Raw genomic sequence first — 13,080 nt, 5'->3', positions numbered from 1 at the left:
CCGCTTGACGGCTAGCGCCGTCGGAGACCCTTGCAATGCCTGATCAAGATGTACGCTTGCAACACCTGAAAGTTTGGCTCGATGAACAATTGGCGACCCTTTTTGCCGAGCAGGGTTGGGGCGTCGTACCCCCGGCCACGTTGACCGCGGCCAGCAGCGACGCGAGTTTCCGGCGGTATTTCCGCTGGGAAGGCGATGGCAGAAGTTTCATCGTGATGGACGCGCCACCGCCCCAGGAGAACTGCAAACCCTTCGTGGATATCGCCTTTTTGCTGGCGAAATCCGGAATAAACGTGCCGAAAATTTATGCCGAAGACCTGGAGCGCGGTTTTCTTTTGCTCAATGACCTGGGCAACAAGACCTATCTGGACGTCATCGACAGCGAAAACGCCGACGATTTGTTCAAGGATGCCTTGCAGGCGTTGCTGGCTTTCCAGCAGTTGCCGATGGTTGCGCCGCTGCCGAGCTATGACGTGGCATTACTGCGTCGCGAACTGGAACTGTTCCCCGAGTGGTACGTGAAGCGCGAATTGGGCATCGAATTCGACGCGGCGCAGCAAGTGCTCTGGCAGCAGGTCAGCGATCTGTTGATCGACAGCGCCCTGGCGCAGCCAAAAGTCCTGGTGCATCGCGACTACATGCCGCGCAACCTGATGCTCAGCGAGCCCAATCCCGGCGTGCTGGATTTCCAGGATGCGGTATATGGCCCGGTGACCTACGACGTGACCTGCCTGTTCAAGGACGCCTTCCTCAGTTGGCCCGAGGAGCGTGTACACGGCTGGCTGGAAAGCTACTGGCAACAGGCGGGCGCCCTCGGTATTCCGGTTCAGCCCGAGTTCGAGGACTTTCTGCGTGCCAGCGACTTGATGGGGGTGCAACGTCACCTGAAAGTCATCGGTATTTTCGCGCGCATCTGCCATCGCGACGGCAAACCGCGTTATCTGGGCGATGTGCCGCGTTTCTTTGCCTATATAGAGGCCGTGATCGCTCGCCGCCCCGAACTGGCCGAACTGGATGTGCTGCTGGCCAGTCTGCGTGCCGGAGTGAAAGCATGAAGGCAATGATTCTGGCCGCGGGCAAAGGCGAGCGCATGCGCCCGCTGACCCTGACCACGCCAAAACCGCTGGTGCGTGCCGGCGGCGTGCCGCTGATCGAGTATCACCTGCGGGCGCTGGCTGCGGCGGGGTTCACCGACATCGTGATCAATCACGCCTGGCTCGGTCAGCAGATCGAAGACTATCTGGGCGATGGTTCGCGTTATGGCGTGAGCATCCGTTACTCGGCGGAGGGTGAACCCCTGGAAACCGGCGGCGGGATTTTCCGTGCCTTGCCGTTGTTGGGAGATGAAGCCTTTGTGGTAGTCAACGGCGATATCTGGACCGATTACGACTTCAGTGTGCTGCACCAACCCATCAATGGCCTGGCGCACCTGGTGCTGGCCAGCAACCCGCCGCATCATCCGACCGGGGACTTCAGCCTGGTCGGGAATCAGGTGCACGACGGTCAACCGCAGGCTCCCACCCTGACCTACAGCGGCATCGCCGTGTTGCACCCGCAGTTGTTCGACGGTTGCACCGCCGGGGCCTTCAAGCTCGCGCCGCTGCTGCGCAAAGCCATGGCTGACGGGCAGGTGACCGGCGAGCAGTTGCGGGGGCACTGGGTCGATGTCGGTACTCACGAGCGTCTGGCCGAAGTTGAAACATTAATAGAAGCGAGCCGCTGACATGCTGTGGCCAGGGACTCTGATAGGAGCCGGAGCGGGCTTTGCCATAGCCAGCATTCCGGGGGCCATGCTCGGCGCATTGTTGGGGCAGGCGCTGGATCGGCGCTTGCAACTGCAGAGCTGGGGGCATTTGCGGGAGAAACTGGGCGGCCGCCCGGTGCTGCGCAACGATGAATTGCTGTTTGTCCTGCTGGGACGCCTGGCCAAGTGCGACGGCCAGGTGATGGCCGGGCATATCGAACAGGCCCGTGCGGAAATGCGCTCGCTGGATATGTCCGGGCCAGCTCAGCGCCGTGCAATTGCCGCGTTCAACCGTGGCAAGTCGGGTCGCGATCGGCTACGCGGTCATCTGCGTCGCCTGAGTACCCAGCCCCATGCGGCGGAAGGCGTGTTACGCGCCTGCTGGCGAATGGTCTGGGCCGATGGTCGTGCCGGCAGCAGTGAACGTGAGTTGATCCGCCAGTGGGGTCAGTGGCTGGGCTGGACGCCGCATCAGGTACAGGCGTTGGCCCACGATTATGAGCCGCAGAAGCGGCCATTGGGCAACAGCGTGCCAAGCTATCAGGACGCCTTGAAGCTGTTGGGGGTGTCGGCCACCACTGAACCGGCGCAGATCAAGCGTGCTTACCGGCGCCTGCTCAGTCGCCATCATCCGGACAAGATTGCCGGCAGTGGCGCGACGGCGATGCAGGTGCGTGAGGCCACCGAGCGAACGCGTGAACTGCATAGTGCCTATACGCTGATTCGGGAGCGGCGGGATTTTCGCTAGCTGAACCGCTTTGTGTTGCCTGTAATGGCCCCTTCGCGAGCAAGCCCGCTCCCACAGGTTTGATGTCGTCCGCCATTTCGTGACCGGCATAAAACCTGTGGGAGCGGGCTTGCTCGCGAATGAAGCGCCTCGGTCTGTCAGTCCGCCGGGTTCTGCGGATTCAACCAACCCCGCACCCGCCGGAACAATTGCTCCTGTTCGGCCTTGTTATCGGGCAAGGCCTTGAGTGCGACCTGGCTGAATGTCGAGGACTTCAAGCGTTTGCTGGCCTGCAGGCGTTCCAGCGCGGCGTTGCGGTCCAGCGCTTTGTCTTTGTAGTAGATATCGGCGGTCGGCAGTTTCAGGGTCGGGGTCAGTTCCGCCAGCTCGGGCTTCGCTGCCACCGGTGTGCGAGTGGCGACCATGACCAGTTTCTCGACTTGCGATGGCTGCTTCTCGCTCAGGTAGCGCGCCGCCCAATAGGCACCCGTGCCATGCCCCAGCACTACGATGCTGCGGGCGCTTTGTTGTTCGGCAAACGCAATCGCGGCATCGATCCGGGCGAAGATGCGCTCGGCATCTGCCCTGGATTGTTCTTCGGTGGTGTCAGCGACGGCCTTGTCGGCCACATCGGCCTCGCCACCGGCCACCTGTTCGATCGGGGCCGCGGTGGTCGAGTCCTTGCTGCCGGCTTCGGGGGGCTTGGGTGCCGGCGTTGCCTCCACGATTCGTGGCGCAATGGCATCGCTTTGCAGGTCCGGCAAGGTGATACTCAGGCTGCTCCACTCGGCGTCCGGCAATTTGCGCCGCAAAGGACCGACCGCTTGCGGCCAGTCAACAGTTTCGCCGGCGCCCGGGATGATAATCACCGCGCCTTTGGGTTCGGCGGTATTGGCCGGTTTCCACAAGGCCAGAAAAGTGTCGGTGCCCGCTTGCAGTTGTTGCTGTTCCTGAGCCGGGATTTTTCGCTCAAGTGCAGTCGCTTCTTCCTGACTGCGCTCAGGCAGCGGCTGACGTTCGAGTGGTTTTTCTTCGGCGGGCTTTTCTGTTGCGGCAGGCGCCGGTTCGGCCGCCTCCACGGAAAAAACGCAAGGCAGGATCAGCGACATGCACAATGCTGGCAGTGCCAGGCGGTAGACAGGGGGCATTGGATATTCCAGGCCAGAAGATGTTCCGGCAGCCTAATGGGTTGGTCAGTATTTGTCAGTGTGTGAGAGTTCAATGATGCGTTTTCGCTGCCTGTGGGTTATCGGCTGTTTGTGGTTTCCCTTGATGGGTTGGGCGGCAGTCGTGCCCCCGGCGCACGTTGCCCAACTGACCCCGAAACAACAGCACTGGCTGACGCAGCAGGGCGAGTTACGGGTCGGACTGGTGTTGCAGGCACCCTATGCGCAATACGATCGCCGCTTGCAGCGCCTGTCCGGGGTGAATGTCGACTTGATGAAGCGGTTGGCAAAGACCCTCGACGTCGAGTTGAGCTGGCGCAATTTTCCCGACCTTGAACAACTGGAAGCTGCCGCACGCGAAGGCGAAATCGACATCGCCCCGGGACTGACCCAGACACCCGGCGGGCTGCGCCTCTGGCAATTCTCCGACCCCTACATGCGGGTGCCGCAACTGGTGGTCAGCGACCAGAAAAGCGCCGGGGCGATCGAACTGGAAAAACTCGACAGCCAGACCCGCGTCGCCGTGCGCATGCCCAGCGCCATCGCCGATTACCTGCACGGCAACTATCCACACCTGAATCTGCAGGGCGTCCCGATGGAGCGCCAGGCATTGCAGTTAGTGACGGGCCAGCAGGCGGCTTATGCGGTGGTCGATGAAGCGCAATTGGGGCGCCTCTCCGTCGAGCCGGAGTTTGCCGGGTTGGTGGTGGTCGGGGATGTCGGCCTGCCGCAGCTGTTGCGGGTAGCCACGCGTCGCGACAAGCCGGAACTGGCGGGTATTGTCGAAAGCGCATTGCGGGCGATCCCGGCCAAGGATCTGGAGCAACTGCACAATCAATGGCTGCAGCCCAAGTATCCACGCCTCACCGAGTCGCGGGGGTTCTGGCAAAACCTCTGCCTGTTGCTGGCCGTGCTGGCGTCGAGTTGCATGGCCATCGTGTTCTGGCAGCGTCGCCAGCAGCACAGCCTGGAACAACGCCTGATGGCTGCGCAGGAAGACATTGCCTTGCGTGCCGCCAGCGAAGAGGCGTTGCGGCTGACCCAGTTTTCCATCGATCAAAGCACCGTCGGCATCCTCTGGGTCAACTGGGACAGTCACGTGCGCTACGCCAATCGTGCGGCGGAAAGCATGCTCGGCTATCCATCCGGCGCGATCATCGATCGGCCGCTGATCGATTTCGAACCCGGCCTGCACATGGATCGTTGGCTCAATCTGTGGAAGCGCGCCCGGGCCAGTGAAGAGGGCCCGCAAAGCTTCGAAACCAACTGCGTGCGCGCCGACGGCAGCATACTGCCGGCCGATGTTTCATTGAGTTTTCTGCGTTTTCGCGATGGCGAATACCTGGTGGTTTACCTCAACGACGTCACCGAGCGGCGCCGCGCCCTGGCGGCCTTGCAGGAAAGCGAGGCGCGGCTGCAGGGCATCGCCGCCAACGTTCCGGGGCTGGTTTTCCGCCTGGAGCGGGCACCGGTGACTGGCCAGATCGACTTTGCCTATATCAGCGAAGGCAGCGAAAGCCTGGTGGGTTATTCACCGGCCACCCTGGCGCATCGTGACAAAGGCCTGCGCAGCCTGGTACACCCGGATGACAAGGCCAGCTATCACCAGACCCAGGACCATGCGCTGGATACTGACAGCGACTGGTCGTGGCAAGGGCGAATCCTCACGCGTCAGGGCGAGCAGCGCTGGGCGGAAATCAAGGCCATCACCCGCCGGCTGGAGGACGGCGCCTATGTCTGGGACGGCATCGTCTGGGACATCAGCGAGAGCAAGCGCATCGAGCTTGAACTGGCCAGCTCCCGGGAACAACTGCGTGAGTTGTCCGCGCACCTGGAGAGTGTGCGCGAAGAAGAAAAAGCGCGCATTGCCCGGGAAGTTCACGATGAACTGGGGCAGATGCTGACCGTGCTCAAGCTGGAAACCTCCATGTGCGAACTGGCTTACGCGCAACTTGATCCGGGCCTTAACGAGCGCCTGGGCAGCATGAAACGCCTGATCGCTCAGCTCTTTCAGTTGGTTCGCGACGTGGCGACTGCCTTGCGCCCGCCGATTCTCGATGCCGGCATTGCCTCGGCCATCGAATGGCAGGCCCGACGATTCGAGGCGCGTACGCAGATTCCGTGTCTGGTGCAGGTACCGGACAATCTGCCGGTGCTCAGCGATGCCAAGGCCATCGGCCTGTTCCGGATCCTTCAGGAAGCACTGACCAATGTCATGCGCCATGCCCAGGCGCATACTGTTGAACTGACACTGGCGCTGGAAGGCGATGTGTTGTGTCTGACGGTCGCCGATGATGGCGTAGGATTTGTTGCTGCGCCTGGCAGGCCAACGTCCTTCGGGATCGTCGGAATGCGTGAGCGGGTGTTGATCATGGGAGGGGAGTTGTCCCTTGAGAGTGAGCCGGGTGAGGGTACGACGCTGAGTGTGCGCGTTCCACTGGATGCAGCCTGATTGTTTAATGTTGTCTGTACTGACGCCTTCGCGGGCAAGCCCGCTCCCACAGGGGATCTAGGGTGGTCACAAAATCCCTTGTGGGAGCGGGCTTGCTCGCGAATGATCTTGAATCTGGAGAAGAACGTGATCCGTGTACTGGTAGCCGAAGACCACACCATTGTCCGCGAAGGCATCAAGCAGCTGATTGGCCTGGCCAAGGACTTGCTGGTGGTGGGGGAGGCAAGCAATGGCGAGCAGTTGCTCGACACCTTGCGTCATGTGCCCTGCGAAGTGGTGCTGCTGGACATCTCCATGCCGGGCGTCAATGGCCTGGAGGCCATTCCGCGGATTCGCGCCCTGAGCAATCCGCCGGCGATCCTGGTGTTGTCGATGCACGACGAAGCACAAATGGCCGCCCGGGCGCTGAAGGTCGGGGCCGCCGGTTATGCAACCAAGGACAGCGACCCGGCACTGTTGCTGACCGCCATTCGCAAAGTGGCGTCAGGCGGGCGCTATATCGACCCGGAACTGGCCGACCGCATGGTCTTCGAGGTCGGCCTGACCGACTCGCGTCCATTGCATTCGTTGCTCTCCGAGCGCGAGTTTTCCGTGTTCGAACGCCTGGCTCAGGGCGCGAACGTCAACGACATTGCCCAGCAACTGGCACTGAGCAGCAAGACCATCAGCACCCACAAGGCGCGGCTGATGCAGAAGCTCAACATCACCTCGCTGGCGGAACTGGTGAAGTACGCGATGGAGCACAAGCTGCTCTGACTCTGCACGCGATCTCCCGTAGGAGCTGCCGCAGGCTGCGATCTTTTAGCGGCCCCGAGATCGCCGAAGATCAAAAGATCGCAGCCTGCGGCAGCTCCTACAGGGGGCGTATCCATTTGCGACACTGCCCGACAGCGCTTTTGCCTTTGCTGGCGGCTTGCAGCTGACCGCTGGTCACTGCGTTTGCCAAAACGCGCCATCCTTGTAGGGCAATCCCTACCCCCAGCCTTCCATCCGGCTGAGGCGAATCTCTCTTGCCCCCCGATTTGCGTGGTCCCCAGCGTCCACTAGGCTTAACCCCACAGCAGTCATCAATAACAAAGGTGTGGGTATGAGCCAGGTCGATTCAAGCGCAGGGGCCAATGATGTTCTGGTCAGCTTTCGTGGAGTGCAGAAGAGCTACGACGGCGAGAACCTGATCGTCAAAGACCTCAACCTGGACATTCGCAAAGGCGAATTCCTCACGTTGCTCGGGCCGTCCGGCTCCGGCAAGACCACCAGCCTGATGATGCTCGCCGGCTTCGAAACGCCGACCGCAGGCGAAATCCTGTTGGCCGGGCGCGCCATCAACAACGTGCCACCGCACAAGCGCGACATCGGCATGGTGTTTCAGAACTACGCCTTGTTCCCGCACATGACGGTGGCGGAGAACCTGGCGTTCCCGCTGACCGTGCGCGGGATGAACAAGAGCGACGTCAGTGCCCGGGTCAAGCGCGTGCTGAGCATGGTCCAGCTCGACAGCTTCGCCCAACGCTACCCCGCGCAGCTTTCCGGCGGTCAGCAACAGCGTGTGGCCTTGGCCCGGGCGCTGGTGTTCGAGCCGCAACTGGTGCTGATGGACGAACCTCTCGGCGCACTCGACAAACAACTGCGTGAACACATGCAGATGGAAATCAAGCACCTGCACCAGCGCCTGGGCGTCACCGTGGTCTACGTGACCCACGATCAGGGCGAAGCCCTGACCATGTCCGACCGTGTAGCGGTGTTCCATCAGGGCGAAATCCAGCAGATCGCACCGCCGCGCACCCTCTACGAAGAGCCGAAAAACACCTTCGTCGCCAACTTCATCGGCGAGAACAACCGCCTCAATGGCCGCCTGCACAGCCAAACCGGCGACCGTTGCATTGTGGAGCTCGGGCGCGGTGAGAAGGTGGAAGCCCTGGCGGTCAACGTTGGCCAGACCGGCGAGCCGGTGACCCTGTCCATTCGTCCGGAGCGAGTGAGCCTCAACGGCTCCAGCGACCAATGCGTCAACCGCTTCTCCGGGCGGGTCGAGGAATTCATCTATCTGGGCGACCACGTCCGGGTGCGCATGGAAGTCTGCGGCAAGAGCGACTTCTTCGTGAAACAACCGATTGCCGAGCTTGATCCCTCGCTCGCCGTCGGCGACGTGGTACCGCTTGGCTGGCAGGTCGAGCACGTGCGCGCGCTTGATCCCCTTCTAGAGGCGAACTGATCGCCCCGGCAATACCAACACCAACCCTGCACGTGGAGAGAACAATAAATGTTGAGATCCCTGAAATTCACCGCTTTGGCACTGGGCATGATGGGCGCGGCACACGCAATGGCGGCCGGCCCTGACCTGACCGTGGTGTCCTTTGGCGGGGCGAACAAGGCGGCTCAGGTCAAAGCCTTCTACGCACCGTGGGAAGCGGCAGGCAACGGCAAGATCGTGGCCGGCGAGTACAACGGCGAAATGGCCAAGGTCAAGGCCATGGTCGACACCAAGAGCGTGTCCTGGGATCTGGTAGAGGTTGAGTCGCCGGAACTGTCCCGTGGTTGCGACGAAGACATGTTCGAACAGCTTGATCCGAAGTTGTTCGGCAAGACCGAAGACTACGTCAAGGGCGCCATCCAGCCGTGCGGCGTGGGTTTCTTCGTGTGGTCGACCGTGCTGGCCTACAACGCCGACAAGCTGAAAACCGCACCGACCAGTTGGGTGGACTTCTGGGATACCAAGCAGTTCCCGGGCAAGCGCGGCCTGCGTAAAGGCGCCAAGTACACCCTGGAATTCGCACTGATGGCCGACGGCGTAGCGCCGAAAGACGTCTACAAAGTGCTGGCCGGCAAAGACGGTCAGGACCGCGCGTTCAAGAAGCTCGATGAACTCAAGCCGAACATCCAGTGGTGGGAAGCCGGTGCACAACCACCGCAATACCTTGCTTCCGGTGACGTGGTCATGAGTTCGGCCTACAACGGCCGGATCGCTGCCGTGCAGAAAGAAAGCAACCTGAAAGTCGTGTGGAACGGTGGCATCTACGACTTCGACGCATGGGCCATTCCAAAAGGTCTGGACGCCAAGCGTGCTGAAGCAGCGAAGAAGTTCATCGCCTTCTCGGTGATGCCACAGCAGCAGAAGACCTACTCGGAAAACATTGCCTACGGCCCGGCCAACACTCAAGCCGTACCCTTGCTGGCCAAGGATGTCCTGAAGGACATGCCGACCACCCCGGAAAACATCGCCAACCAGGTGCAGATCGACGTCAGCTTCTGGGCTGACAACGGCGAGCAACTGGAACAGCGCTTCAACGCCTGGGCGGCGAAGTAATCCTTCGCCCGTAGGAGCTGCCGAAGGCTGCGATCTTTTGATCTTCAGCGGTCTCAAGGACGCCAAAAGATCGCAGGCTGCGCCAGCTCCTACAGGAGCGGCGTAATTGATGAATGTTGATGTAATGCGGCATCACCATGGGTGATGCCGCCCATCCAAAGATTTCCGGAGTACGTCATGGCTATCGCCGTTCCCCTGAACGAGGGCACCAGCCCCACCTTGAAGCAGCGGCTCAAGCACGCCGAGCGGGTCAACCGCTGGAAGGCCCAGGCGTTGATCGCGCCGCTGGTGCTGTTTCTGTTGCTGGTGTTCCTGGTGCCGATCGTGGCGCTGCTCTACAAAAGTGTTGGCAACCCGGAAGTGGTCGGCGGCATGCCGCGCACCGTGACCGCCATCGCCAGCTGGGACGGCCGTGGCCTGCCCGCTGAACCGGTTTACAAAGCGGCGGCCGAAGACCTCGCCGAGGCCCGCAAGAACCAGACCCTGGGCGATCTGTCCAAGCGCCTGAACATGGAGCTGGCCGGCTATCGCAGCCTGCTGACCAAAACCGCCCGCGCCTTGCCGCTCGCCACCGAGCCGGCCTCTTATAAAGAAGCGCTGGAAGGCCTCGATGAGCGCTGGGGCGACCCGGCCTACTGGCAAGCGGTGCGCCGCAACACCAGCAGCATCACCCCGTATTACCTGCTGGCGGCTGTCGATCATCGCATCGACGACCTCGGCGAAATCGCCCCGGCCACCCCGGACCAGGCGATCTACCTCGACATCTTTGCCCGCACTTTCTGGATGGGCCTGATCATCACCGTGATCTGCCTGGTGCTGGCGTATCCACTGGCTTACCTGCTGGCCAATCTGCCGTCGCGCCAGAGCAACCTGCTGATGATTCTGGTGCTGTTGCCGTTCTGGACCTCGATCCTGGTACGGGTCGCGGCGTGGATCGTATTGCTGCAGTCGGGCGGCCTGATCAACAGCGGCCTGATGGCCATGGGCATCATCGACAAGCCGATCGAACTGGTGTTCAACCGCGTCGGTGTCTACATCTCCATGGTGCACATCCTGCTGCCGTTCATGATCCTGCCGATCTACAGCGTGATGAAAGGCATCTCGCCGACTTACATGCGCGCCGCGATTTCCCTCGGCTGCCATCCGTTCGCCAGTTTCTGGCGGGTGTACTTCCCGCAGACCTATGCCGGTGTCGGCGCCGGTTGCCTGTTGGTGTTCATCCTCGCCATCGGCTACTACATCACCCCGGCATTGCTGGGCAGCCCGAACGATCAGATGGTCAGCTACTTTGTCGCCTTCTACACCAACACCAGCATCAACTGGGGCATGGCGACCGCACTCGGTGGGCTGCTGTTGCTCGCAACGGTCGTGCTTTATCTGATTTACAGCTGGCTGGTGGGCGCGAGCCGCCTGCGCCTGAGCTAAGGGGAGAACGAAATGCTGAGTCCTTACATGTCGCCCATCGAACGGGTGTGGTTCTACAGCTTGCGGATTCTCTGCGGCTTGATTCTGTTGTTCCTGATCCTGCCGGTGCTGGTGATCATTCCGCTGTCGTTCAACTCCGGCAGTTTCCTGGTGTACCCGCTGCAAGGTTTCTCACTGCAGTGGTACCACGATTTCTTCGCCTCGGCGGAGTGGATGCGCGCCCTGAAGAACAGCATCATCGTCGCCCCGGCGGCCACGGTGCTGGCCATGGTCTTCGGTACATTGGCGGCGATCGGCCTGACCCGCGGCGACTTCCCCGGCAAGGCGCTGGTGATGGCGCTGGTGATTTCGCCGATGGTGGTGCCGGTGGTGATCATCGGTGTGGCCAGTTACCTGTTCTTCGCTCCGCTGGGGCTGGGTAACAGTTTCTTCTCGCTGATCGTGGTGCATGCGGTGTTGGGTGTGCCGTTTGTGATCATTACCGTGTCGGCGACCTTGCAGGGGTTCAACCACAATCTGGTGCGGGCAGCTGCGAGCCTGGGTGCTTCGCCGCTGACCACGTTCCGCCGGGTGACCTTGCCGCTGATCGCGCCGGGCGTGATCTCCGGGGCGCTGTTCGCCTTCGCGACGTCGTTCGATGAGGTGGTGGTGACGCTGTTCCTCGCCGGCCCTGAACAAGCGACCCTGCCACGGCAGATGTTCAGCGGCATTCGCGAAAACCTCAGCCCGACCATCGCCGCCGCGGCGACGCTGCTGATTGCCTTCTCGGTGATCCTGTTGCTGACCCTGGAATGGCTGCGTGGGCGTAGCGAGAAACTGCGTACTGCGCAGGTCTGACCCGATCCCTGTAGGAGCTGCCGAAGGCTGCGATCTCTTGATCTTGAAAAGCAAAGTCAAAAGATCGCAGCCTGCGGCAGCTCCTACAAAGGGCGATCTTCATTCATGGCTTGAATGGCAGACAAACCCCAATCCCCAGCTACTATTGTGCCCAGCTCCCCTACCTATAAGAGGCTGCGCACATGAGTCTTTCCTCTTTCAAGATCGCTCACAAACTGATCACCGGCGCAGGTGCCATCGAGCAGCTGTCCGCCGAGCTGGCGCGTCTGGACATTGATAATCCGCTGATCGTCACCGATGCCGCCCTGGTCAAGTCCGGCACTGTAGAGCTGGCGCTGGCGCAGTTGGGCGAACGCAGCTACGAAATTTTCGACCGGGTACTGCCGGACCCGGAAATCGCCATCGTCGAAGATTGCATGCAGGTGTATCGCGAGGGCGGGCATGACGGCCTGATCGGCCTGGGCGGCGGCAGTGCCATCGACATTGCCAAGAGCGTAGCGGCCTATGCCGGATACCACGGTGCGCTGGAGGATCTGTTCGGTATCGATCAGGTCCCGCGCAAAGGCCCGCCGCTGATCGCCATCCCGACCACGGCCGGCACCGGTTCGGAAGTGACCAACGTCGCCATCCTTTCCGACAAGGTCGCGCAACTGAAAAAGGGCATCGTCAGCGACTACCTGTTGCCGGACGTGGCGCTGGTCAGTCCGCAAATGACCCTGACCTGTCCGCGCAGCGTCACGGCGGCCAGCGGCGTCGATGCGCTGGTGCATGCCATCGAATCCTATCTGTCGGTCAATGCATCGCCGATTACCGATGCCCTGGCCATCGGCGCCATCAAGTTGATCGCCAAGGCCTTGCCCAAGGCCTACGCCAACCCGTCGAACCTGCAAGCCCGGGAAGACATGGCCACCGCCAGCCTGATGGCCGGCATGGCGTTCGGCAACGCCGGGGTCGGCGCGGTGCATGCGCTGGCGTATCCGCTAGGCGGACGTTTCAACATTGCCCATGGCGTGAGCAATGCCTTGTTACTCCCCTATGTCATGACCTGGAACAAGATGGCCTGCATCGAACGGATGCAGGATATCGCCGAGGCCATGGGCGTGAAGACCGCTCATCTGAGTGTCAACGAAGCGGCTGACAAAGCCGTACAAGCCATGACCGAGCTGTGTGCCGCCGTGGAAATTCCCCAGGGCCTGCGCAGTTTCGGTGTACCCGAGGACGCCATCGCGTCCATGGCCGTGGAAGCGGCGGGGATCGAGCGCCTGATGCGCAATAACCCGCGCAAGTTGAGTGCCGTCGATATCGAAAAGATCTATCGCGCGGCGTACTAGAGGCTTTGCCGTTGATGGATGATGGCAAGGTCCAATCATCGCGCTCACGGTGCGCGCGTCAAAGCATGAGGTATACAATGCGCGCCATCGTGAT

General features: G+C 61.5%; 11 protein-coding genes. 10 read left to right on the top strand and 1 reads right to left on the bottom strand.

Translation table 11 applies throughout. From position 1 onward, the window contains the following. The first annotated feature begins 35 nt into the window (after positions 1–35). Genes ACEN83_RS27665 through ACEN83_RS27655 form a run of 3 tightly spaced genes read left to right on the top strand, consistent with a single transcriptional unit; the run spans position 36 to position 2,492 of the window. On the top strand, positions 36–1,055 hold the full coding sequence (locus ACEN83_RS27665; RefSeq protein WP_495578899.1) for an aminoglycoside phosphotransferase family protein: 1,020 nt from the start codon (positions 36–38) through the stop codon (positions 1,053–1,055). Continuing rightward, positions 1,052–1,723: an N-acetylmuramate alpha-1-phosphate uridylyltransferase MurU gene (murU, locus tag ACEN83_RS27660; protein WP_495578898.1), complete on the top strand. Its 672-nt coding sequence runs from the start codon at positions 1,052–1,054 to the stop codon at positions 1,721–1,723. Before ACEN83_RS27665 ends, murU begins: the two co-directional genes overlap by 4 nt. 1 nt (position 1,724) lies before the next feature. Beyond that, a complete protein-coding gene (locus ACEN83_RS27655) occupies positions 1,725–2,492 on the top strand; it encodes a TerB family tellurite resistance protein (RefSeq protein WP_495578897.1) in 768 nt (255 codons plus the stop codon). A gap of 137 nt (positions 2,493–2,629) precedes the next feature. On the opposite strand, the gene ACEN83_RS27650 is transcribed toward ACEN83_RS27655, so the two are convergent. After that, positions 2,630–3,619, bottom strand: a complete 990-nt coding sequence (locus ACEN83_RS27650) for an alpha/beta hydrolase family protein (protein WP_495578896.1) — start codon at positions 3,617–3,619, stop codon at positions 2,630–2,632. A 73-nt stretch (positions 3,620–3,692) separates the two neighbouring features. Here ACEN83_RS27650 and ACEN83_RS27645 point away from each other — a divergent pair, with 73 nt between their 5' ends. From ACEN83_RS27645 to ACEN83_RS27615, 7 genes are all read left to right on the top strand, one after another. Continuing rightward, a complete protein-coding gene (locus ACEN83_RS27645; protein ID WP_116582242.1) occupies positions 3,693–6,089 on the top strand; it encodes a PAS domain-containing sensor histidine kinase in 2,397 nt (798 codons plus the stop codon). A gap of 102 nt (positions 6,090–6,191) precedes the next feature. Continuing rightward, positions 6,192–6,845: a response regulator gene (locus tag ACEN83_RS27640; protein ID WP_495578895.1), complete on the top strand. Its 654-nt coding sequence runs from the start codon at positions 6,192–6,194 to the stop codon at positions 6,843–6,845. A 331-nt stretch (positions 6,846–7,176) separates the two neighbouring features. Further along, the gene (locus tag ACEN83_RS27635) at positions 7,177–8,301 is read left to right on the top strand and encodes an ABC transporter ATP-binding protein (protein WP_007980203.1); all 1,125 of its coding nucleotides are present in this window, start codon (positions 7,177–7,179) and stop codon (positions 8,299–8,301) included. A 48-nt stretch (positions 8,302–8,349) separates the two neighbouring features. After that, positions 8,350–9,393 (top strand): ABC transporter substrate-binding protein, encoded by a 1,044-nt coding sequence (locus tag ACEN83_RS27630; protein WP_056726652.1) that lies wholly within the window; start codon positions 8,350–8,352, stop codon positions 9,391–9,393. A 177-nt stretch (positions 9,394–9,570) separates the two neighbouring features. Next, entirely contained in the window at positions 9,571–10,818 is a 1,248-nt protein-coding gene (locus tag ACEN83_RS27625; RefSeq protein ID WP_007980201.1) for an ABC transporter permease, read from the top strand. A gap of 12 nt (positions 10,819–10,830) precedes the next feature. After that, a complete protein-coding gene (locus tag ACEN83_RS27620) occupies positions 10,831–11,655 on the top strand; it encodes an ABC transporter permease (protein ID WP_007980200.1) in 825 nt (274 codons plus the stop codon). A 182-nt stretch (positions 11,656–11,837) separates the two neighbouring features. Continuing rightward, the gene (locus tag ACEN83_RS27615; protein ID WP_015097054.1) at positions 11,838–12,986 is read left to right on the top strand and encodes an iron-containing alcohol dehydrogenase; all 1,149 of its coding nucleotides are present in this window, start codon (positions 11,838–11,840) and stop codon (positions 12,984–12,986) included. The last annotated feature ends 94 nt before the right edge of the window (positions 12,987–13,080 follow it).

Source organism: Pseudomonas sp. Pseusp49 (assembly GCF_059491875.1).
The sequence above is the reverse complement of the archived record's forward strand: the minus strand, read 5'-3'. Positions and strand labels throughout refer to the sequence as shown.

Bases quoted from the DNA above. Each gene is read 5' to 3' on its own strand.
- ACEN83_RS27615 (WP_015097054.1), top strand. From the start codon at position 11,838: ATGAGTCTTTCCTCTTTCAAGATCGCTCACAAACTGATCACCGGCGCA.
- ACEN83_RS27655 (WP_495578897.1), top strand. From the start codon at position 1,725: ATGCTGTGGCCAGGGACTCTGATAGGAGCCGGAGCGGGCTTTGCCATA.
- ACEN83_RS27650 (WP_495578896.1), bottom strand. From the start codon at position 3,619: ATGCCCCCTGTCTACCGCCTGGCACTGCCAGCATTGTGCATGTCGCTG.
- murU (WP_495578898.1), top strand. From the start codon at position 1,052: ATGAAGGCAATGATTCTGGCCGCGGGCAAAGGCGAGCGCATGCGCCCG.
- ACEN83_RS27645 (WP_116582242.1), top strand. From the start codon at position 3,693: ATGATGCGTTTTCGCTGCCTGTGGGTTATCGGCTGTTTGTGGTTTCCC.
- ACEN83_RS27665 (WP_495578899.1), top strand. From the start codon at position 36: ATGCCTGATCAAGATGTACGCTTGCAACACCTGAAAGTTTGGCTCGAT.
- ACEN83_RS27630 (WP_056726652.1), top strand. From the start codon at position 8,350: ATGTTGAGATCCCTGAAATTCACCGCTTTGGCACTGGGCATGATGGGC.
- ACEN83_RS27640 (WP_495578895.1), top strand. From the start codon at position 6,192: ATGATCTTGAATCTGGAGAAGAACGTGATCCGTGTACTGGTAGCCGAA.
- ACEN83_RS27625 (WP_007980201.1), top strand. From the start codon at position 9,571: ATGGCTATCGCCGTTCCCCTGAACGAGGGCACCAGCCCCACCTTGAAG.
- ACEN83_RS27620 (WP_007980200.1), top strand. From the start codon at position 10,831: ATGCTGAGTCCTTACATGTCGCCCATCGAACGGGTGTGGTTCTACAGC.
- ACEN83_RS27635 (WP_007980203.1), top strand. From the start codon at position 7,177: ATGAGCCAGGTCGATTCAAGCGCAGGGGCCAATGATGTTCTGGTCAGC.